The sequence below is a fragment of the Tenacibaculum skagerrakense genome (assembly GCF_004345825.1).
Taxonomy (GTDB): domain Bacteria; phylum Bacteroidota; class Bacteroidia; order Flavobacteriales; family Flavobacteriaceae; genus Polaribacter; species Polaribacter skagerrakensis.
This window is the reverse complement of the sequence record NZ_SLXM01000007.1, coordinates 23,351-45,073: the sequence shown is the minus strand read 5'-3', so window position 1 is coordinate 45,073 and position 21,723 is coordinate 23,351. Positions and strand designations below refer to the sequence as shown.

At 31.7% G+C, this 21,723-nt stretch carries 19 protein-coding genes; 9 read left to right on the top strand and 10 right to left on the bottom strand.

Annotated features, from left to right (window positions below):
• Nucleotides 1-71: 71 nt before the first annotated feature.
• The 3 genes from EV195_RS11740 to EV195_RS11730 are packed head-to-tail and all read right to left on the bottom strand — an operon-like array spanning nt 72 to nt 3,348.
• Entirely contained in the window at nt 72-782 is a 711-nt protein-coding gene (locus EV195_RS11740; RefSeq protein WP_132795150.1) for a M50 family metallopeptidase, read from the bottom strand.
• Nucleotides 783-793: 11 nt separating this feature from the next.
• Nucleotides 794-1,426 (bottom strand): FMN-binding negative transcriptional regulator, encoded by a 633-nt coding sequence (locus tag EV195_RS11735; RefSeq protein WP_132795149.1) that lies wholly within the window; start codon nt 1,424-1,426, stop codon nt 794-796.
• A gap of 11 nt (nt 1,427-1,437) precedes the next feature.
• Nucleotides 1,438-3,348 (bottom strand): AAA family ATPase, encoded by a 1,911-nt coding sequence (locus tag EV195_RS11730; RefSeq protein ID WP_132795148.1) that lies wholly within the window; start codon nt 3,346-3,348, stop codon nt 1,438-1,440.
• A 123-nt stretch (nt 3,349-3,471) separates the two neighbouring features.
• Here EV195_RS11730 and aspS point away from each other — a divergent pair, with 123 nt between their 5' ends.
• From aspS to EV195_RS11715, 3 genes are all read left to right on the top strand, one after another.
• Nucleotides 3,472-5,232 carry an aspartate--tRNA ligase gene (gene aspS / locus EV195_RS11725; RefSeq protein WP_132795147.1) on the top strand — a complete coding sequence of 587 codons (1,761 nt, stop codon included), beginning with the start codon at nt 3,472-3,474 and terminating at the stop codon, nt 5,230-5,232.
• A 61-nt stretch (nt 5,233-5,293) separates the two neighbouring features.
• Nucleotides 5,294-5,998 (top strand): DUF6503 family protein, encoded by a 705-nt coding sequence (locus EV195_RS11720; RefSeq protein ID WP_132795146.1) that lies wholly within the window; start codon nt 5,294-5,296, stop codon nt 5,996-5,998.
• Nucleotides 5,999-6,005: 7 nt separating this feature from the next.
• The gene (locus EV195_RS11715; protein ID WP_132795145.1) at nt 6,006-7,784 is read left to right on the top strand and encodes a chloride channel protein; all 1,779 of its coding nucleotides are present in this window, start codon (nt 6,006-6,008) and stop codon (nt 7,782-7,784) included.
• Nucleotides 7,785-7,797: 13 nt separating this feature from the next.
• Here EV195_RS11715 and EV195_RS11710 read toward each other — a convergent pair whose 3' ends face one another.
• The 5 genes from EV195_RS11710 to EV195_RS11690 form a co-directional block, all read right to left on the bottom strand.
• Nucleotides 7,798-8,439, bottom strand: a complete 642-nt coding sequence (locus EV195_RS11710) for an energy transducer TonB (RefSeq protein ID WP_132795144.1) — start codon at nt 8,437-8,439, stop codon at nt 7,798-7,800.
• Nucleotides 8,440-8,647: 208 nt separating this feature from the next.
• On the bottom strand, nt 8,648-9,634 hold the full coding sequence (gene glpQ / locus EV195_RS11705) for a glycerophosphodiester phosphodiesterase (RefSeq protein WP_132795143.1): 987 nt from the start codon (nt 9,632-9,634) through the stop codon (nt 8,648-8,650).
• Between the two features lie 111 nt (nt 9,635-9,745).
• Nucleotides 9,746-10,660 carry a glutaminase gene (locus EV195_RS11700; protein ID WP_394851312.1) on the bottom strand — a complete coding sequence of 305 codons (915 nt, stop codon included), beginning with the start codon at nt 10,658-10,660 and terminating at the stop codon, nt 9,746-9,748.
• 153 nt (nt 10,661-10,813) lie between these two features.
• A complete protein-coding gene (locus EV195_RS11695) occupies nt 10,814-12,715 on the bottom strand; it encodes an amidophosphoribosyltransferase (RefSeq protein WP_132795141.1) in 1,902 nt (633 codons plus the stop codon).
• A gap of 72 nt (nt 12,716-12,787) precedes the next feature.
• Nucleotides 12,788-13,714: a PfkB family carbohydrate kinase gene (locus EV195_RS11690; RefSeq protein ID WP_132795140.1), complete on the bottom strand. Its 927-nt coding sequence runs from the start codon at nt 13,712-13,714 to the stop codon at nt 12,788-12,790.
• A 75-nt stretch (nt 13,715-13,789) separates the two neighbouring features.
• On the opposite strand from EV195_RS11690, the gene EV195_RS11685 reads away from it, so the two are divergent.
• From EV195_RS11685 to EV195_RS11660, 6 genes are all read left to right on the top strand, one after another.
• Nucleotides 13,790-14,215, top strand: a complete 426-nt coding sequence (locus EV195_RS11685; RefSeq protein ID WP_132795139.1) for a SufE family protein — start codon at nt 13,790-13,792, stop codon at nt 14,213-14,215.
• A 9-nt stretch (nt 14,216-14,224) separates the two neighbouring features.
• Nucleotides 14,225-14,545, top strand: coding sequence for a DUF59 domain-containing protein (locus EV195_RS11680; protein ID WP_132795138.1), 321 nt, complete (start codon nt 14,225-14,227; stop codon nt 14,543-14,545).
• A 10-nt stretch (nt 14,546-14,555) separates the two neighbouring features.
• Complete coding sequence (locus tag EV195_RS11675) at nt 14,556-15,062, top strand: DUF2480 family protein (protein WP_132795137.1); 507 nt, start codon at nt 14,556-14,558, stop codon at nt 15,060-15,062.
• A gap of 5 nt (nt 15,063-15,067) precedes the next feature.
• Nucleotides 15,068-15,943, top strand: coding sequence for a DUF3078 domain-containing protein (locus EV195_RS11670; protein WP_243693111.1), 876 nt, complete (start codon nt 15,068-15,070; stop codon nt 15,941-15,943).
• A gap of 92 nt (nt 15,944-16,035) precedes the next feature.
• Entirely contained in the window at nt 16,036-16,866 is an 831-nt protein-coding gene (locus tag EV195_RS11665) for a DUF3078 domain-containing protein (protein WP_132795136.1), read from the top strand.
• 74 nt (nt 16,867-16,940) lie between these two features.
• Nucleotides 16,941-18,014: a CNNM domain-containing protein gene (locus EV195_RS11660; protein ID WP_132795135.1), complete on the top strand. Its 1,074-nt coding sequence runs from the start codon at nt 16,941-16,943 to the stop codon at nt 18,012-18,014.
• Between the two features lie 83 nt (nt 18,015-18,097).
• On the opposite strand, the gene EV195_RS11655 is transcribed toward EV195_RS11660, so the two are convergent.
• Together EV195_RS11655 and EV195_RS11650 are read right to left on the bottom strand one after the other, a co-directional pair.
• A complete protein-coding gene (locus EV195_RS11655) occupies nt 18,098-20,947 on the bottom strand; it encodes a TonB-dependent receptor (RefSeq protein ID WP_132795134.1) in 2,850 nt (949 codons plus the stop codon).
• Between the two features lie 29 nt (nt 20,948-20,976).
• Nucleotides 20,977-21,720, bottom strand: coding sequence for an energy transducer TonB (locus EV195_RS11650; RefSeq protein WP_132795133.1), 744 nt, complete (start codon nt 21,718-21,720; stop codon nt 20,977-20,979).
• Nucleotides 21,721-21,723: the final 3 nt, after the last annotated feature.

Genomic DNA, 21,723 nt, shown 5'->3' with positions numbered 1-21,723 from the left:
AGTAGACAGTAGGCAAAAATACTTTTATCAACTGATAACTGATAACTGATAACTGATAACTGATAACAAAATTACCTCTTCAAATAGTAGCGTATACTTTTCCAAAGTAAAAAGCAACTTACTATTAAAAGTAAGATTCCCCACATCCAATAGGTTCCAAAGGTATTTATAGCTATGTTTTGCGTATCTGAGGTCATAACTTGACCATTTCTTTCAAATTGTTTTGTAAATAAATAGTTTAACTGAAGGTACGTACTTAACACACATTGCAATCCTAAAAAAAGAACTGTTATAGTTTCAATCTTTTTATTTTTTAAAAACATAATTATTAGAAAGGCTACAGCAAAACCTCCAAGAACAATAATTCCCCAATACGAACGAATCCAGATTAATAGCGATAAAACCATAACAACCGTTAAGATTCTGAACAATATTGCAGCGTGTTTTTGCGAACGTGCAGCAATAATCAACAAACTTCCAGAAATAGCTGGTCCTAATAAACCTCCAGCTGCCGTTAACGCTCTTGCTGTCTGAATCGAAAAAAACTTGTTTGTAACCGTTGAATAAGCAACTCCTCCTCCGTTAGCATAAATTTCTAAATAATGAAACTTGCCTCCAACAAGTAAAGCTGTTAAACCATGTCCCATTTCATGAAACCAAGTTCCTAACAATCTAAATGGATATTGTATTTTTACAAAGTAGGGAAGCTGCAACAATAAAAAAATTGCCACAGAAACTAATAACACGGTATAATCTGTCTTTTTAGAAATCACTTTTTCCATAAAAATGGCAATTATGAAAAGAATTTATCCTTTCTTTTTTTCATTTCTTCTCCTAACAATTTGTCAAACCCTTCTTTTTGTTCTAGTTGTTTGATAATTTTGGAGAAAGTCTCTTCATCAACATCTTGACTCAGCTTAAAAACACCTTCCATTTTTTCAACTTTTATTTCAAAACCTGCTATATGAGGCATTAATCGTTGTTTATAATTTTCAGGCAAATTATCATAAATTGTTGGAGAATCTGAATTCCCATCTTCATGCTCTAGAGTAAACGCTCTCATTAAATCAATAAGTTTATCTCCTTCAAAAAAAGAAATACTTCCATTTACATGAACTGTCATATAATTCCAAGTAGAACCCTTGCTTTTATTTGTTCCCCAAGAAGCACTAACATAACCGTTTGGCCCGTTGAAAACAACCAAAACAGTATTACTTTTCATTAATGCCAGATAATGATCGGTTTGTTTCATCATATGTCCGACCAAAAACATTTCATTTTTTCTGTTTTCAACTACTAAAGGAATGTGAGTTCCGACAAAGTTTCCGTTCTCGTCTAAACCTGTTATAAAAGCTAAAGGATATTGCTCGATAAACTGACTAAGTTCTTCTTCTCTTTCTATTTTATATGTTGGGATGCTGTACATCAATTAAGTTTTTAGACGATAAAATTATAAAGTTTTGACACTAATTCATCCAATATAGTATTCTCTTCAATTAAATCTTTGTAAGTGAAATCTCCTTCCATTAAATAATTAGCTAATTTAATCTTGTAAATATTATTTAAAGTTCCAGAACTAGATTTGATTTTTTTTATTTCCTTTTTAGGGACTTTATTAGCTGAAAACACCTGCTCATAAAATTCTCCTAAATTTTTAATACAATAATCTTTTTCATTAAATCTGAAGCTCTTTGACTTCTCTTGATATTTTTCTGATAACAAAAGTTGGCTCATAAAGCCTTGAATTATACTTTTAGGTAAAAGATTTTCAATTTCAACAACCTTAGTATTCTCGTAATGAAAATTATTATTATCTTTTGATAGACTCTCGAAGTTTCTTCTTCTCAAGTCTTTTTTTGATCCTTCTAACGCATTATCATTATCTGCTAATAAGAATATCTTGTTAGATAACGCAAATGAGTTTATTTTTTCTCTTATTTCGTCATCATTAAATTCTTCATTCTCATTAAACAAATAATGCTCAATTAAATTACCACCATATTCAAAAAAAGCATAATCAATATCTTCTTTTAAAAATTGTTTTTTATTGTATTCGCAATATAACTTCAAAAATTTAGACAAATATTTTCTATCCGTTGGTCCTTCAACCCAAATTGAACAATTAGCTAATAAAACAGAAGATGTATTTACCCCTAACTCATCTAGAGTCTCTTTACTTGGTTTAATATTGGTTTTTATTAGATGCTTTCCTTCTTCTAATTTTTGAAACTGAAAAAAAGAAACTTTATCATTTTTTAAGGTTAAATCTAAAAAATGATTGGAGTGTGTTGTAAAGAAATACTTTAAATTTTTAGCTTGTAAAAATTCATTATTCAATAATGTCTCTATAAATATTCTTTGAAAGCCAGGATGTAAGTTAATTTCTGGTTCTTCAATAAAAAATATTTCATTTCTTTTTGCAGTAAAAATTGGAAACAATAAGAGAATCAACGTTTGTATTCCATCACCTATTTCATGTATACCCTTGTATCCTTGTTTTTCAAAGTTTATATGAATTATTCTTTCTTTTTTGTGTGGTGATAGAATTATTTTTTCTCCTTCAAAAAAATTAACACTTAAAAACTCCTCAAAATCTCTTATATCCTTTGTCTTTTCAGATCCAATTACTGCGTCAATTTTAGTCCAAAGTTCTAAACCTGTATGTATATCATTTTTTTCTGTAAAATTTCCTACTGCTCCAAAATACCTTTTTTCAACTACCTCACTAAAAACATAATCTGATAGCCCTATATCGTTCAATAAACTTCTTATAATAGGAGTATAATTTTTCTTATATATTTTATTTTGTTCAGAAAAAACTAGTTCTCTGTAATATAATTCAACTCTTTCAATATAATCCTTAACTAAAAATTCTAAATCAATATTTCTCGTCTTCGAAAGACTTTCTTTTAAAAATTTCATCTTTTTAGCAAATTCTTTTTTTTCAGTCTCAGAAAAACTTCTATTTGATATGAAGTCTGTAGAAATTAAACTATCATTTTCTTGTAAGTATTTAAAAAATCCAAACAATATATTTTTATTATCTTGACTTAAAGCATTAGTCTGTTTATTTTTAATTTCTTTTGACAATTCTAAATAAGAAAATTCATTAGAAAGAAAAGTATGATGAGATTTTAATAAACCTCTCATAAATCTGCTTTTCCCTGAATTATTTGCTCCAATGAAAAAATTGACTTGACCTATCTCTAATTGACAAGATATTTTCTCTCCTTCTGTTGTCAACTCCTTCTTGAGAAACTCTTCATTTTCTTCATTAATATAGAAGGTAGGGTTTTGTAATTCTGATGGAAAACTAATACTATCTTTCTCTTGGAACATTAAAATCATAGACGTTTTATTTAATAGGATGATCTAAAATATTACTAATTTTTTAGATAATAAGACTAAACTTCTTAATCCTTTTTCCATACAACATTTATAGTTAAATTTGCGCATCTAAAATTATAGAAAATGTACAGATCGCATTCTTGCGGTGAGTTAAGAGCATCGCATATTAATACAGAAGTTACCCTAGCAGGATGGGTTCAAAAATCAAGAGATAAAGGTTTCATGATTTGGGTTGATTTACGAGATCGTTACGGAATTACTCAGTTGATTTTTGATGAAGAGAGAACTTCTAAAGACTTAATGGAAAAAGCAAAAACATTAGGTAGAGAGTTTGTGATTCAAGTAAAAGGAACTGTTATTGAAAGAGCTTCTAAAAATCCAAATATTGCAACTGGAGATATAGAAGTTTTAGTTTCTGAATTAACTATTTTAAATGAAGCAAAATTACCACCATTTACCATTGAAGATGAAACGGATGGTGGAGAAGATATTCGAATGAAATATCGCTATTTAGATATTCGTCGTAATCCGGTAAAAAACAGCTTAATTTTCCGTCATAAAGTTTCAATGGAAGTTCGTAAATATCTTTCAGACAAAGGATTTATTGATGTTGAAACTCCATATTTAATCAAATCTACTCCAGAAGGAGCGCGTGATTTCTTGGTTCCTTCAAGAATGAATGCTGGTCAGTTTTACGCATTACCGCAATCGCCACAAACTTTCAAGCAATTATTAATGGTTGGAGGAATGGATAAATACTTCCAGATTGTAAAGTGTTTCAGAGATGAAGATTTACGTGCCGATCGTCAACCAGAGTTTACACAAATAGACTGTGAAATGGCGTTTGTTGAGCAAGAAGATATTTTAGAGATTTTCGAAGGAATGACTCGTCATTTATTGAAGGAGATTAATGGTGTAGATGTAGATAAATTCCCAAGAATGCAATACGATGATGCGATGCGTTTGTATGGTAACGACAAGCCAGATATTCGTTTTGGAATGCAGTTTGGAGAGTTAAACGAAGTAGCACAACATAAAGATTTCAAAGTATTTAACGATGCTGAGTTAGTAGTTGGAATTGCTGTTCCAGGTGCTGCTTCTTATACAAGAAAAGAGATAGATGCCTTGATTGATTGGGTAAAACGTCCTCAAGTGGGTGCTTTAGGAATGGTATATGTAAAGTGTAACGAAGATGGAAGTTATAAATCATCTGTAGATAAGTTTTACGACCAAGAAGATTTAGCAAAATGGGCTGAAACTACAGGTGCAAAAGCAGGGGATTTAATCTGTATTCTATCTGGTAATACCTCAAAAGTACGTGCGCAATTATCTGCGTTACGTATGGAATTGGCAGAACGTTTAGGCTTGCGTAAACCAAACGAATTTGCTCCGTTGTGGGTTGTAGATTTCCCATTATTAGAATTAGATGAAGAAACTGGACATTATCATGCAATGCACCATCCATTTACCTCACCAAAACCTGGTCAGTTAGAATTACTAGATACCAATCCAGGAGCTATTAAAGCCAATGCATACGATTTGGTATTAAACGGAAATGAAATCGGAGGTGGTTCTATAAGAATTCATGATAAAGAAACTCAAGCAATTATGTTTAAACACTTAGGATTTACACCTGAAGAAGCAAAAGCTCAGTTTGGTTTCTTAATGGATGCCTTTGAATATGGTGCTCCGCCTCATGGTGGATTAGCTTTTGGTTTAGATAGATTGGTTGCCATTTTAGGTGGTCAAGAAACAATTCGTGATTTTATTGCCTTCCCTAAAAATAATTCTGGTAGAGATGTAATGATTGATGCTCCTGCCACAATTGATGAGGAACAATTAACGGAATTAAGTATCAAGCTGCATATTCAAAAAGAAGCTTAAAAATACAATCCCGCTTAGAGCGGGATTTTTTATTATTTTTATCTTAACTGAACTTCATATTATGAATAAAATAATTCTTCTACTCGTTGCTTCTTTATTTCTTAGTTTCTCGTATGCTCAAGAATTAACAGGCAAACAATTACTAGCTAACGCAATTCAATATCATGATCCAAATGGAAATTGGGAAACTTTTAAAGGAACTTTAAAGGTAACCATGACCATTCCTGAGAAACCAAACAGAAATAGTGAAATTAAGATTGATTTGCCAAACGAGTATTTTTACGTAAAGGCTACACGAGGGGAAAACACTACAGAATACACAGTTGATAGAGGTGTCTGTAAAATTACTTTTAACGGTGTTGAAAATCCATCAGAAGCTATTTTAAAAGAACATAAACTAAGTTGTGACAGAGCTAATTTGTTTAAAAATTATTACACGTATTTGTACGGTCTTCCAATGAAGTTAAAAGACAACGGAACAAATATTCATGAGAAAGTAGAAAAGAGAACGTTTAAAGGAAAGGAATATTTAGTGTTGAAAGTAACCTATGATGAAAGCGTTGGTAAAGATACTTGGTATTTTTACTTTAACCCAAAAACGTATGCTATGGAAGTGTATCAGTTTTTTAAAGAAGCAAAAGATAGTGGTGAATATATTTTACTATCTGATGAAACAACCATCAATGGGATTAAGATGCCAAAAGTAAGAGCTTGGTATTACAACAAAAATGATGGGTATTTAGGAACAGATACACTTGTAAAATAAACTAGCAATGCTACTTTCCAAAAATACATTAAAGCGAATTTTAATATGGCGTTACAAAAATGTTTCGGAACGCCAGTTCATTTATATTTTAAGTCTTTTAGTAGGTTTTTTAGCAGGTTTAGGTACACTTGTTCTTAAAAACTTAACGTATTTTTTTCATTGGGTTTTGGAAGGTAATTTAATCGAAGATTATCATTATTCATTGTATTTTTTATTTCCAATAATTGGTTTACTAATAGTAAATGGGATTAAAAAATATGTGCTTAAAAGAGAAATAGGGCACGGAATTTCTACTACGCTAGAAGCGATTTCTAAAAAAAATGGAATTATAAAACAGTATAAAATTTATGCTTCCATAATTACGGCTCCAATAACAGTAGGTTTTGGAGGTTCTGTGGGATTGCAAGGTCCGGCAGTAAGTACAGGAGCCGCACTTGGTTCTGGTATTGCGCAACTTTTTCATATGAATACCAAAACTAGGATGTTGTTAATTGGTTGTGCAGCTGCAGGTGCAATGGCGTCAATGTTCCAAGCTCCAATTGCAGCTATTATTTTTGCTATTGAAGTTTTTAGTTTAGACATGGCGTTTGTTTCCTTAATTCCGTTACTATTAGCCTCAGTTTCTGCAATTATTACATCGTACTTTTTTCTTGGTCACGATGTACTTTTTTCAGTAAAAATTAAAGAAGTATTTGAAATAAGAGATCTTGCTTTTTACATAGTACTGGCCATTGTAACTGGATTTGCCTCAGTATATTTTTCAAAAATTTACTTTATTATCATCAATTTTTTTAATCGTTTTAAAAAAACATCTCATAAACTCTTTTGGAGTTTAATTACTATTGGTTTGTTGCTTTTATTAATTCCGCCTTTATATGGTGAAGGATATTCGATTATTAATAATTTACTGCTTAACAATGCTCCTGAAGCTTTAAAAGATCTTCCTTATGAATTTGATAAAACGAATGTATGGACCATCATTATTTTTTTATTACTCATTGGTGTTTTTAAAGTTGTAGCAATGACAACAACTTTTGCTGCTGGAGGTGTTGGTGGTATTTTTATTCCAACATTAGTAATGGGAAGTATACTAGGAAATGTAATTGCAAAAACTATTAATGCCTTAGGTTTTTCTGTTTCCGAAACTAACTTCACCTTAATAGGTATGAGCGGACTAATGGCTGGTGTTTTACATGCTCCTTTAACAGCTATATTCTTAATCGCTGAAATTACCGGAGGCTATGAACTATTTGTTCCTCTAATGCTTGTTGCGGCAGTGTCTTATTCAATTACTACCTATTTTGTTTCAAACTCTATTTACACCGTAGAGCTGGCGGAAAAAGGAGAGCTAATCACACACGACAAAGACAAAAACGTAATGATGATGATGGATATCAAAAAAATTATTGAAAAAAACTTCGTTCGTATTTCATTAGACATGAGTTTGCGTCAGATGCTTGTTTCTGCAGTAACAAAATCTAAAAGAAATATCTTTCCTGTTTTAAATGAAAAAAAGGAGTTTTTAGGTATTGTTTTACTAGATGATATCCGTCCGATAATGTTTGATCAAAAGTTGTATGATGAATTGACTGTTTCCGATTTTATGAAAAGTGCTCCTGCTGTAATTTTTGACACCGATAGCATTGAACAAATAATGCAAAAATTCAAAGAAAGTGGTGCTTGGAATTTACCAATAGTTAAAGAGGATGGAACGTATATCGGTTTTATATCAAAATCTAAATTGTTATCTGCCTACAGAACCAAACTCCTTCAGTTTACATCTTAGAAACATTAAACAATTACTTATTTATTTCAAACTTTATAGCCATTAAGTGTTTTACATTTACTAATTCGTCATCCATTTTTCCAGGCTTAAACTTAGGTAAGCTCTTAATGACTTTAGCAGCTTCAATTTCAAATAATTCTCCGTTAATTGGACCTAAGGTTACAATATTTTTCACATCTCCGTTACTATCAATAACAAAACTTGTCCATACAATTCCTTCAATACCATTATGTTCTAGAGCAGATGGATACTCTAAATGATCATTTACATACGCTTCCAAAACTTCTTTCAAACTTCCTTTGTATTGCAAATTATCATTAGCTTCTAAAAAAGTTGGCTCTTGTGTAACCTCTCCCAGATATACATCTTTTACTTTCTTTGGAAGTATTTTAGTTTTAGTTACACTGATAGTTTTTAAATTCTTTCTTAGTGAGCTATAATAACTATTTTTTCTATTTCTAAGGTACCTGTTGCTTTGCACTTTTGGAAGTTCCTCTTTTGTATCTTCCTTTTCATTTAAGCATTTGTCAATAGTATTCAATTCCATTAAAAGATCGTCAGATGATGAAGAACTAACACAAACATTATTTTGACTAATAAGTGTTGAACTCGAAATAAAAACAAAACTCAGAAGTAGTATTCTCTTTAAAATCATAATAGAAGGTATTTATAGTGGTTGATAAAAATGTTGTTGTTATTTTCTAATAACACTACAAATAACTTCCAGCTTTCTCTTATGTAAAAGTAAAGTTGTGTGAAAGGGAAAAATAGTCTTTAAAAAGGAAAAAAAGGGCTGTAATTTTTATGAACAAACCCTTTTTTAAAAGTATTTTGATGAATAAACGTCTTTGTAGATTTTAAAATTATTGACGTAAGAGTGCAACTACTTTATCTGGAAAATCGGTAAAACAACCATCTACTTTTGCCTCAAAAAGTAAGGTATTTACATGTTCTTCAAAAGATGTAAAATCACCTAATTGATCTGCTCTCAACGTATAAGTATGAACTTTCAATCCTAACGAATGAGCTTCTTCTACTAAAGAAGTAAACTGCCATTTTCCATCAATCTTTTTATCTAGAATTTGTTTGTACCACGGACCAATTCCGTCGGCATAAGTTGCAAAATGAGTTAATTCTTTGGTTTCTTCAGGAAACTCTATTAACTGAATTAAAAACAAATCAGAGTGTAACTCTTTTCGAACTCTCTCTAATTCTTTAGCATCAAAACATTGAAAAATACAATTATCGGTTTTAGATGTATAACCGTATTCTGTTAAAATTGCTAAGGTTATTTTTGCAATGTCTTTTCCATTTTTATGATGGAATTCAGGATTTTTAATTTCTGGATAAATACCAATAGTGTTTCCTGTGCTTTTATTTAAACCCTGAATTAATTCTATTTCTTGAGATAGTGAATGAAGTTTAAAATTGCCTTTCCCTTTTGGAAATCGATTAGGATAAAATTGTTTTCCTGTCTTCGGATCAAAACGTTCTGTAACCTGTAATTCTTGTAATTCTTCAAAGGTAAAATCGATTACATAATAGCGTCCATCTTCTCGTTTTCTTTCAGGAAATTTGGTTGCTACATCGGTAACGTCATCTAAATAAATATCATGAATTACTACAGGAACATCATCTTTACTCAACACCAAATCTTGCTCAATAAAATCTGGATGCATTGCATACGCCATTGCTTTAGCTTCCATAGTATGTTCAGGTAAATACCCAGAAGCTCCTCGATGAGCTACAACCGTTTTTGAATCCATAACTTTACTTTTAATACTTTGTTTTGAAGTGGTTTGACAACTCTCTAAAAAGAGAATAATAATAACCAAAATAAGACTTCTCATACTAACTATTTCTAGTAAAAGTATATAAAAAAGGAGAAAGGTAATTTTAAGATTCCATTAAATGTTCATCGCTTTTTTAAGCATTTATTTTAAACAGTTTGTAATGTGTTTTTAAAAAATCGATTGTTCAGTTTCCGTAGTAAATGCTTCCAAAAATTTCATTCCTCGATAGGAATTTCCTTTTTCATTTAATTTCGGACTCCAAACTGTAATGCAATATTTTTCTGGATGAATGGCTACAATACCACCACCAACTCCACTCTTCCCAGGCAATCCTACGCGAAAAGAAAACTCACCAGATTCATCATAAAATCCACAAGTTTGCATAATGGCATTTACTCTTTTAGTTTTACTTAGGTTTAATACCTTTTTTCCTTTTGAAGTAGTGAAGTTAGGATTTGCCAAAAACATGAATACTCGAGATAATTCTTGACAGCTCATTTCGATAGAACACATATGAAAATAAAAATCCAATACTTCTTCTGGTTCATTTTCAATATTTCCAAAAGACTTGATAAAATTACACAAAGCCTTGTTTCTATAACCAACTGAAGCTTCAGATATTGCTACAGTTTCAGAGTAATTAATTTCACTAGAATGACATAATTCTCTAATTGCTTTTAAAAAATCTTCCTTCGGATTTTCATAATAACTCACCAGCATATCGCAAATTACCATAGCTCCACTATTCATAAATGGATTTCTTGGAATTCCCATATCTGACTCTAATTGCACTAGCGAATTAAACGCAGTTCCTGAAGGTTCAACATCTACTCGGTCCCAAATTTTATCTCCAAAAATCTGATATGCTAAACTTAAAGACAGCACTTTTGAAATACTTTGAATTGAAAATTTTGTTTGCCAATTTCCTACTCCATATTCCTCATTATTTCGAGTTAATAAACAAACTCCAAAATTAGCGGCATCAACTTTGGCTAATTCAGGGATATAAGTAGCAATTGTGCCTTTGTTTTCCTCTGAGGCAATAGTGTTATATATACTTTCTATAATCGCTTTATAATCGATTGTTTTTTCTGCTGAATTCATGTTCTATTACTTATGAACTAATAAAAGGCAATGTAAAACAAATTATTTGGGTTTTCGTACTTTATCAATACAGCCAAAAACAAAAAAGACCGCTAATAAAAAGCAGTCTTTTTTCTATGATAACATACCTAATTAGTACGCTCTTTTATTATTTCCTTCATAAAAATTAATAAAGGCCTGGTTTACTACTCGATGACCTCCTGGTGTTGGATAATCTCCTGTGAAATACCAATCTCCTTTATGATCTGGACAAGAATTGTGTAATCCTTCCACTGTTTGGTAAATAATTTCTACATCTGCATTTACCTCTTCCGTTTTTAACATCTCAGCAATCTTTGCAGAAATTTCTTCATGTGTAAATGGCGCATAAATTTCTTTTACAAAATTTACAATGTGTTCAGAGTCTTCTTTAGATTGTTGCTCTTTACACTTCTCATATACTTCATCAACAATATGATACTTATTGTTCTCTTTTAGTAATTCTAACGCAGCTTTAAACGCAATAAAATCGCCAATTCTTGCCATATCTATTCCGTAACAATCTGGGTAACGAATTTGTGGAGCAGAAGAAACTACTATAATTTTCTTAGGAGATAAACGATCTAAGATTTTTATAATACTCTTCTTTAAGGTTGTTCCTCTAACAATACTATCATCAATAATAACTAAGTTATCCGTAGGTTTTACTACTCCATACGTAACATCATATACATGAGCTACTAAATCGTCTCTACTACTGTCATCGGTAATAAAGGTTCTTAATTTAGCATCCTTTATTGCTATTTTTTCAAAACGAGGTCTTTCCGATAAAATTTCAGTAACTCGTTCTGCTGATAACTTTCCTCCTCCAGCTAAGATTTCAGCTGTTTTCTGTTGATTTAGTACATCTTCTGCAGCTTCCATCATTCCGTAAAATGACGTTTCTGCTGTATTTGGAATGTAGGTAAATACTGTGTTTGAAATATCATTATCAATTGATTTCAATACTTCTGGAAACACAAATTTCCCTAAGTTTTTACGCTCTTGATAGATGTCTGCATCACTTCCCCTAGAAAAATAAATTCGTTCAAAAGAACATGATAATTTATCTCTCTTTTTCAATACTCTTTCTAAAGAAGTACTTCCGTTTTTCTTTATAATTAATGCTTTACCACGAGGTAATTCATTTACTTCCTCTATTGGTACGTTAAAAGTTGTTTGAATAACTGGTCTTTCCGAAGCAACTACAACTACTTCGTCATCTTGATACCAGAAAGCTGGACGGATTCCTGATGGATCTCTAAGTACAAATGCATCTCCGTGTCCTAATAAACCAGCCATTGCATATCCACCATCCCAGTTCTTTGAAGATCTTTTTAAAATACGTTGTATATCTAAATTTTCTTCAATAAATGGTGATGCTTGTCTTTTATTAAAGCCCGCTGCTTTTGCTTTTTTATAGGTCTGAGAAACTTCATCTTCTAAAAAGTGACCTATTTTTTCCATTACCGTAACCGTATCCGTAGCTTCTTTTGGATGTTGTCCTAAACTGACTAGTTCTTTCATTAATTCTCCAGAATTAGTCATGTTAAAGTTACCTGCTACAATTAAATTTTTGTGCTTCCAGTTACTTTGACGTAAAAAAGGATGTACATTTTCAATGCTATTTCCTCCAAATGTTCCATAACGAACATGTCCTAAAAATAAATTTCCGATATAAGGCATGTTTTCTTCTTGCCACTTTACATCGTCTAATTTTGACGGATCTTTCTCAAAAATATCATTAATTCTATTATTGATTTGTCCGAAAATATCTTGAATTGGTTGTGTTTTGTTCGAACGAATTCTACTAATGTATCTCGTACCAGGATCTACATTGAACTTTATACTTGCCAAACCAGCACCGTCTTGTCCTCTATTATGTTGCTTCTCCATAAGAAGATACAACTTGTTCAAACCATAAAAAGCTGTACCGTACTTCTCTTTATAATATTCAAGGGGCTTTAATAATCTAACTAAGGCAATTCCACATTCGTGCTTTAAAAAATCACTCATTAATTATTCTTTATGTTGTGTTGTTGTGTGTTATATAAAATAAAAAACCGCGCAACAAGGCGCGGATAGGTATTAAACTAATTCGATATCAAACTGTGTTAGCTGTTTAAATGCATGTAAACGAGTTTGAACTTCTTCTTTCGATAACTCTTCCATTCGTTCCGTACCAAACTTTTCTACACAGAAAGAGGCTAAGTTTGATCCATAAATAATGGCATTTTTCATGTTCTCAAACGAGTAATCTTCTGTTCTTGCAATATACCCACAGAATCCTCCTGCAAATGTATCTCCTGCTCCTGTTGGATCAAAAACTTCTGCTAACGGTAATGCCGGTGCGAAGAACATATTCTCTTCATTAAATAATAAAGCTCCGTGCTCTCCTTTTTTAATAACCACATATTTTGGACCCATTTCATGAATTTTCTTCGCTGCATTTACTAAAGAATACTCTCCACTTAATTGACGTGCTTCTTCATCATTAATCGTAATAACATCAATTCTCTTTAGCACCTCGTGTAAATCATTCAACGCAATGTCCATCCAAAAGTTCATCGTGTCTAAAACTACTAACTTAGGTCTTTCATTCATTTGATCTAAAACCGAAGCCTGTGTTAAAGGATGCAAATTTCCTAACATTACTACTGGAGCATCTTTAAATTCTTCAGGAACTACCGGTGTAAACGTTTCTAAAACATTTAATTCAGTAACTAAGGTATCTCTTGAGTTCATATCGTTATGATACTTTCCACTCCAAAAGAATGTTTTTCCATCTTTTACGATTTCAATTCCTGTGGTATCAATTCCTTTTTCTTCCATCATATCTAAATACGATTGTGGAAAATCTCCTCCTACTACAGAAACTACTCCTGTTTTTACTCCAAATTGAGAAGCTGCTAACCCTACAAAGGTTCCAGACCCTCCTAATATTTTATCAGTTTTACCGAATGGTGTTTCAATTGCATCAAAAGCAACCGTTCCTACTGCTAATAGTTTACTCATTTATTAATTTTTATCAGTAATTTTGCACAACGAATGCACAAAACAATTTGTAAAGTGCAAAAATAGTTCTAAAAAATGACTATCAAAGAAATACAAGAAGAAATTATCGATGAGTTTTCAATGTTTGAAGACTGGATGGAGCGTTATGAATATATAATTGAGTTAGGAAAATCGTTACCTATCATTGATGAGCAATACAAATTAGATGAAAATCTAATTAAAGGTTGCCAATCAAAAGTATGGATGCATTCTGAGATTGATGGTGATATCATTAAGTTTACAGCAGATAGCGATGCCATTTTAACTAAAGGAATCGTAGCGTTATTGTTACGTGTTTTTTCCGACCAAAAGCCACAGGATATTTTAGATGCCGATACTAATTTTATTGATGAAATTGGTTTAAAAGAACATTTAAGTCCGACAAGAGCAAATGGTTTGGTTTCTATGGTGAAGCAAATTAAAATGTATGCCATTGCGCAACAATCTAAATTAACAAGTTAATATTTGATCATGACAGAAGATAAATTAGAAGAATTAGGAGATAAAATTGTACGTGTGTTAAAAACCATATACGATCCTGAAATTCCAGTTGATATTTATGAATTAGGGTTGATTTACGATGTTTTTATTTCGGAAGAGAACGATGCAAAAATATTAATGACATTAACATCTCCAAACTGTCCTGTAGCTGAAACTTTACCTGTAGAAGTAGAGGAAAAAGTAAAAACCTTAAAAGAGATTAACGATTGTGAGGTTGAAATTACTTTTGATCCTACTTGGACACAAGATATGATGAGTGAAGAAGCAAAGCTTGAATTAGGAATGTTATAAAACAGTTTCTATGGTAGAAGAAATTATAAATAGAGTAGCAAACAGTAAATTAGTAACCATTGATTTAGAAGATTTCTATCTTTCTGGACCTAGAACTGTATTTGATGTTTCAGATTGGTTGTTTGAAGGTTTATTGTTAAGAGAAAAAGATTTTAGAGAACAGGTTAAAAACCACGATTGGTCTCAATACCAAGATGCTTATGTTGCTTTATGTTGTTCAACGGATGCAATCATTCCTTCTTGGGCTTATTTGTTGTTAACAACACAACTTAATCCCTTTGCTAAAAAAGTAGTTATTGGTAATTTAGACCTGCTAGAAACAATTTTATATGTAGACATCATTAATAACATAGATGTTACCTCGTTTAAAGATAAACCCGTTATTATAAAAGGCTGTTCCAACAAACCAATTCCTGAAACTGCCTACACATTATTAATAAGTAAAGTACAAGCTGTAACTAAATCAATTATGTTTGGTGAAGCTTGCTCAACAGTTCCATTATACAAGAAAAAATAATCCCCATGTTTTTTAGTACGATAAAAAAACTATGTTTCTTTATTCTATTATTAAGTCAAATCGCTTTTTCTCAAGAAACAAAAAAACAAGAAAGTAAGAAAACAGATAGTATCCCCAAAAAATGGAATACTATTACCAAGTTAACATTTATTTTAAACCAATCTACCTTTTCAAATTGGGTTGCTGGTGGTACCAATACCGTTGCTGGAAATGTAAATATAAACTACGAGTTTAATTACAAAAAGAAGAATTGGAATTGGGATAATAAAATTACGTCTGCCTACGGTTTAAGTTATATAGATAAACAAGGAGTTAGAAAAACTGATGATCGATTAGAATACAATTCTTTACTAGGTTATAAATCAAAAAAGGACTGGTTTTTTTCATTTTACAACAATTTAAAAACTCAGTATACTAGAGGTTATGACTACAAAAAAACTCCTGTATTAGCAATTTCAGATTTATTTTCACCTGCTTACCTAAGTTTTGGACCAGGTATGCTTTGGAAAAAATCAGATAATGAGTTTGTTAATATTGCTCCTTCTTCATCAAGGTTTACTTTTGTTTCAGAAGAGTTTTCAGGTAAATATGGGGTTGATGAAGGTGAGACAACTAGTTTTGGTTTAGGATTTAACTTATCTTCTTACTACAAGTTTTCGATAACAGAAACGTTAACAATGGAAAACATCTTGGCTTTATATGCTGATTATCTGGACAAACCTCAAAATATAGATGTAGATTATCAAGTTAACTTTTTAGTGAAAATTAGTGATTATTTTTCTACGAACCTTGGTTTTCATACCATTATTGATGATAACGCTTCCAGTAGAATACAGTTCAGACAGCTATTTGGTTTGGGTGTTAATTATGTTTTTCTTTAAAATGTGACTTTTTCTACTCTCCGTAGTCTAAATAGCTGAAGAAAGCGTAATTTTGCGCAAAAATTAATACTTAATAAATTATAATTTAAATAATGAAAAAATTATTAGCTATTGCTATCGTATTAGGAGGATTAACTCTTTCTGCTCAAGAGGAAAAAAAAGAAGAACCAAAAGAAGGATGGAAAAAAGAAGGTACTTTGTCTTTTCTATTCAATCAGTCAGCTTTTAACAATTGGTTAGCTGGGGGAACAAACAGTATCGCTGGTAACTTAAGCTTAAACTACGATTTTAATTATTTAAGAGGAGACTGGAACTGGGATAATAAAATTATAGCTTCTTACGGTTTAACAAAGTTAAAAGGACAGAGTTTACAAAAAACGGATGATCGTTTTGAACTAAACTCGTTATTAGGTAAAAAAGCAGACGGATATTGGTTTTATTCTGCATTTTTTAACTTTAAAACTCAAATGTCTTCAACGGATGTTAACGGAGTACAACAATCTCACTTTTTCTCACCTGCTTATTTCCAATTTGGACCAGGTATGTTATGGAAAAAGAGTGATAATTTAAAAGTAAACATTGCTCCAGGTACATCTAAATTAGTTGTTTTATCGGAAGATTTAGCTCCTGCTTTTGGTGTTGATGCTGGTGAAACTACTCGTTACGAGTTAGGTGCTGCTGTAGGTGCTTACTACAAATTTAACTTAATGGAAAATGTATCTGTAGAAAACATTTTAAACCTATACAGCAACTATTTAGAAGATCCTCAAAACGTAGATTTAGATTACACGGTAAATATTGTAATGAAAATCAACAAGTATTTATCGGCTAACTTAGCATTACAAACTATTTATGATGATAATGCTTTCAAAGGATTTCAAACAAGAGAAGTATTTGGTTTAGGAGTTAATTACGTTTTTTAGATCAATTTCATAAAACATTACAAACCCCAAGAAATAGTCTTGGGGTTTTTTTATTTTTACAAAAAATTACATAAATGGGACTACTTATTTTTTATGGTGTTATATCGATACTCTTTTCTTTCTTATGCTCAATTCTTGAAGCTGTTTTATTGAGTGTTACACCTACTTTTATCAATGTAAAAAAGAAAGAAGGTAAATCGTATGCAAAAGGATTAGAAATCTTAAAGAAAGATGTAGACAAACCTTTAATTGCAATATTAACTCTAAATACTATTGCCCATACAGTTGGCGCTATTTTAGTTGGTTCTGAAGCCGAAAATGTTTTTGCTGAAGATTCAGGAAATGGAATTTTTAGTGGTGTCTTTATTGTTTCGGCGATCATGACAATTCTTATTTTAGTTGCATCTGAAATTATTCCAAAAACCATTGGTGCTACGTATTGGAAATCTCTAGCGGGTATTACCACTTCAGCTTTAAATATTTTAATTTTCTTCTTTAAATACACCGGTATCATTTGGGTGCTTCAACTTTTTACCAAAATGTTTGGTAAAGGAGGACATGGAGAAAGTGTGTTGAGTAGGGAAGATTTTTCAGCTATGACTGAAATTGCTGAAAAGGAGGGTGTTTTCCATAAAAACGAAAGTAAGGTTATTAGAAACATGTTAGGTTTTAAAGAGGTTTGGGCAAAACATATTATGACACCTCGCACGGTGCTAAAAACGGCTGATGCTTCTCAAACAATTCAATCATTCTTTGACGAAAACCCTACATTGCGTTTTTCGCGTATTCCTTTGTACTCAGAAACACCTGACCATATAATCGGGTATTTTTTAAAAGATCAGCTCTTAGAAGCTATTATAAGAGGTAAAGGAGATGAAAAACTAGAAACAATTAAACGTGATATTATTGTTACCAATAGAGAATTACCAATACCAGAACTATTTGAAAAACTAATTGAACAAAGAGAACATATTGCTTTAGTAGTTGATGAGTTTGGTTCTGTAAGTGGAATTGTTACGCAAGAAGATGCCATTGAAACATTATTAGGTTTAGAAATAATGGATGAAAGTGATAATGTAGCTGATTTACAAAATTTAGCTAGAAAAAGCTGGGAACAACGTGCTAAACGTTTAGGAATAATAGAATAGCTTTTTATATCATCCATCATATAAAAACAAATAACCCAGAGAAATTTCTCTGGGTTATTTGTTTTATGCTATTTACTATTTTCTTAGTCGTTAATTGTCCAAGAAATGTAATATGTCTGTCCAATTTGTCCTGTACCAGGAGCAACAAAATACTCGTCTCCAAATAAGTTAGTTCCTCCAATTTTGAATCTAGATTTGATTGATGGAATTCTATAATTTAACTGTGCGTCAATTACAGTTCTTGCATCAACATTTCCTTTTACAAATGTAGATACCCATCTGTACTCATCTAACCATCTTCCGCTTACATTAAATCCAAAGTTTTTAAATAGGTTTTCATTTCCTAATTGTGCTTTGAATGTATGCTTTGGCGTGTTAAAGTTTGGTTCGAAAAGACCTAAATCCTTATCATCAAAAGAGAAATTAATGTAATCGTAGCTTAAACCTAAGTCAAAACGATTAAATACTTTTGTGTTTACTGCAATACTTGCTCCGTAAGAATTAACTACAGATTTACTATTAGTTACAATATTAAATTCTTGTAAGTTAGAGTTTAATGCTTCTGCATCTAAAACTAAAACATTAGTAGCTGGATCAATAAATCCGTTAGCGACGTTAGGATCTTGTAACTGAGTTGCTGTTACTGGAGTATTTCCGAAAGGAAGTACCTTTCCTGCAGTAGGAGTTAAGATATCTTGGAAGAATACAAAATCATTATGAATACTGTAGAATCCGTTTACATCGATACTAATATTGTTTGTATCTGTAATAGGGAACATACTTCTATATCCTAATTCAATAGTTTTTACTTCTTCAGGTACAATAGCTGTATAAGTAGACTTTTGATAAAGTGGTCCTTGATAATTAGTATCATCTGGGAATACAGTACGCGTTAATAATGAATTATTAATAATATCGTCTCCAGTAATTCCTTGAACATCTAACGTATTTAAGTTAGCCCATGAAGTACCTAAATTGATTTTTCTTCCTGGTTGGTTAAATAAATATTGCTCCTGAATAGTTGGGTTTCTAAAACCTGTTTGGTAAGAAGCTCTAACAATATGGTTCTTATCTTCTCCTAATGCATAGTTTACAGCAAAACGAGGTGAATAATTCCCATCAAAGTTTTGAGATTTATCATAACGAACAGATGCTGTTAACTTTAATCTTTCGTCAAAGAACTTCTTTTGAATCTGAGAATAAAAACCATACTCTTCTACTCGAATTGTTTGATCTGCATCATTAAAGATTGTTCCTCTAGAATCTGGATTATATTGTCTGAAAGATCCTCCTACTTGAACATCAGCCCAATCATTTAATAAACTCTTAAAGTTATAATTACCATCAGCATGTACATAAGAACTTCTATCAAAAATTCTACTACCTCCTTCAGTAATTAACGTAGATCTAACATCATCAAATGCTTGTTTAAATTCAGGTGTTCCTGGTTGCAAACCAAAGCTATCTGCATATTCTCTTGCTGCTTCTAAAATAGAAATATCAGCAGTTAAGTTATTCCAATCTACACCGTTATTACTTAAACCAAGTAAGTAATCAACTCCCCAACTACCAACTAAGTTGTTAGCTTGAGATCTTGCAGTAAGTACCGCACCTGTAGCATCTAAACTATAACTGTTTCCTGCATCATTTCTTGTATGATATGCTCTAACATAAAAGTTTTCACCTTTCACTTCAAACTTAGATTGTCCAATAGAATACTCTCTCTGAGAATATCTTGAATCGTTTCCTTGTAATAAACCATTCCCTCTTGCCATTCTAGTAGAGAAGATTAATTCTAATCTATTATCTTCAAATGGTCTGTAGTGAAAAGACGCAGAGAATCTTAAGTTATTTGCTTTTTCGTCAACTAATATATCTCTTTCTGCATATCCAGTACGATAAACTCTAGCATCCTGCGGTAACAAAACGTTAAAGAAATTGATTCCTATATTTTGAACACTGATACTGTTGTTAAATTCGTCTCCATACAAATTAATTCCATTGTAATTTAATGGATTGTTAATGCTTCCTTCAGCAATTTCGCCTGTATCAATTAATTTATTTCTAGTATCGTTAGCTAACCATTCGTGCGCTTGGAAATATGAAAAGTTAACTTTAGCAGCGAAAGCATCACTAAATCTGTACGCCATTCTAGCAGCAAAGTCATAAAACTTGTTAGTTCCAGCTAACTCTTGATTTGTAAATCCTGACTTAAACATTGTACTGATTCCAGTAAAGTCGAATGGGTTTTTTGTGTTCATTAATAACACACCATTATAGGCGTTCGCCCCATATAATGCAGATGATGCACCCGGTAGGATTTCAACATTATTAATATCTAACTCAGATACTCCTGATAAGTTACCCGCACTAAAGTTTAATGCTGGAGCAGCAGTATCCATTCCGTCTACCATTTGTACGAACCTAGAGTTTGAAAAATCAGAAAAACCTCTAGTGTTGATAGACTTAAATCCGTAACCTAATTCTCTTGATTGCACACCTTTAAGGTTTGTTAATCCATCGTAAAAAGAGTTAGATGATGTTTTTCTAATATCAGTTAATCCAAATCTCTCGATAGTTACTGGAGATTCGATGATTCTTTCAGGAACTCTCGATGCCGAGATTACTACCTGATCTAAAAGTAAATTTTCTTTTAAAATTACATTTACTTTTTGGTTTGCTCTTGTGATTTCTACAATTTCTGTTTGATGACCGAAAGCCGAAACAGTTATTGTTTGAGGAAAACTACCTTTAACAGTAATGGTAAATTCTCCGTTGTCGTTTGATGCTGTAGTTTCTGAACCACTTACAATTTTAGCTCCATAAAAAGGCTCTAAATATTCATTGTAAACTACACCATTAATTTTTACCTGTGCAAAATTTGCAATAGCACTTAAGGTAAAAACAATTACTAATAATTGCTTTTTAAACATTGGGATTGTTGTTTAGGGATTGTAAATTATTATTCTTCTAATGAAAAGTTAATAGGGAAACCATATTTAACAGCAACAGGTTTTCCATCCTTTTGAGCTGGAACAAATGCTGTTAATTGTGACACTACTCTTTTTGCTTCTTCATCTAAAATTTCAGCATTATCTGGTCCTAATGTTTTAATGTTTCTAACATCACCATTAGAGTCAATAATAAAACGAACCCACACTTCACCTTGCACCATATTGGATACAGCTTCGGCTGGGTATCTGAAATGTTTGTTGATATGCTTAATCATTTCTTCGTTGAAACAATCAATCATGTCTCCTTTTTTTGCTTTTTTACAACCCGCAAACAATGGTAATTCATCTACTGTTGTAAATCTTTCAGCTTTTCTTACTTCTTCCTCAGATAAGCTATTTGTTAAAGCTGCGATATCTGTTGCAGCACTTTTTTTCTTTAAAGAAAGTGAGCTTGAAATGCTAGGAGTTGTAGCAATTTCTGAAACTCCTGATGTATTAAGAGAAGTAGTACTTGCAACTGCTTGCTTTTTTGCTACTTGTCTCTTTTTCAGGAATCTTTTAGAAGCAGATACCCTTACAGTAATTTGTCGGGTTCTTTTGCTTTTTCCTTTTTCAGAAGGTTTGATTGAGCATTTAGTTACACTAATGCTGTTAAGGTCTTGAATATCGTTTTCTTTGGGAGTTTCACAAGATTCTTGACCAAATAGGTTAAGGGAGGCTAACAATACGACTACTAGTACTTTTATTTTCATATA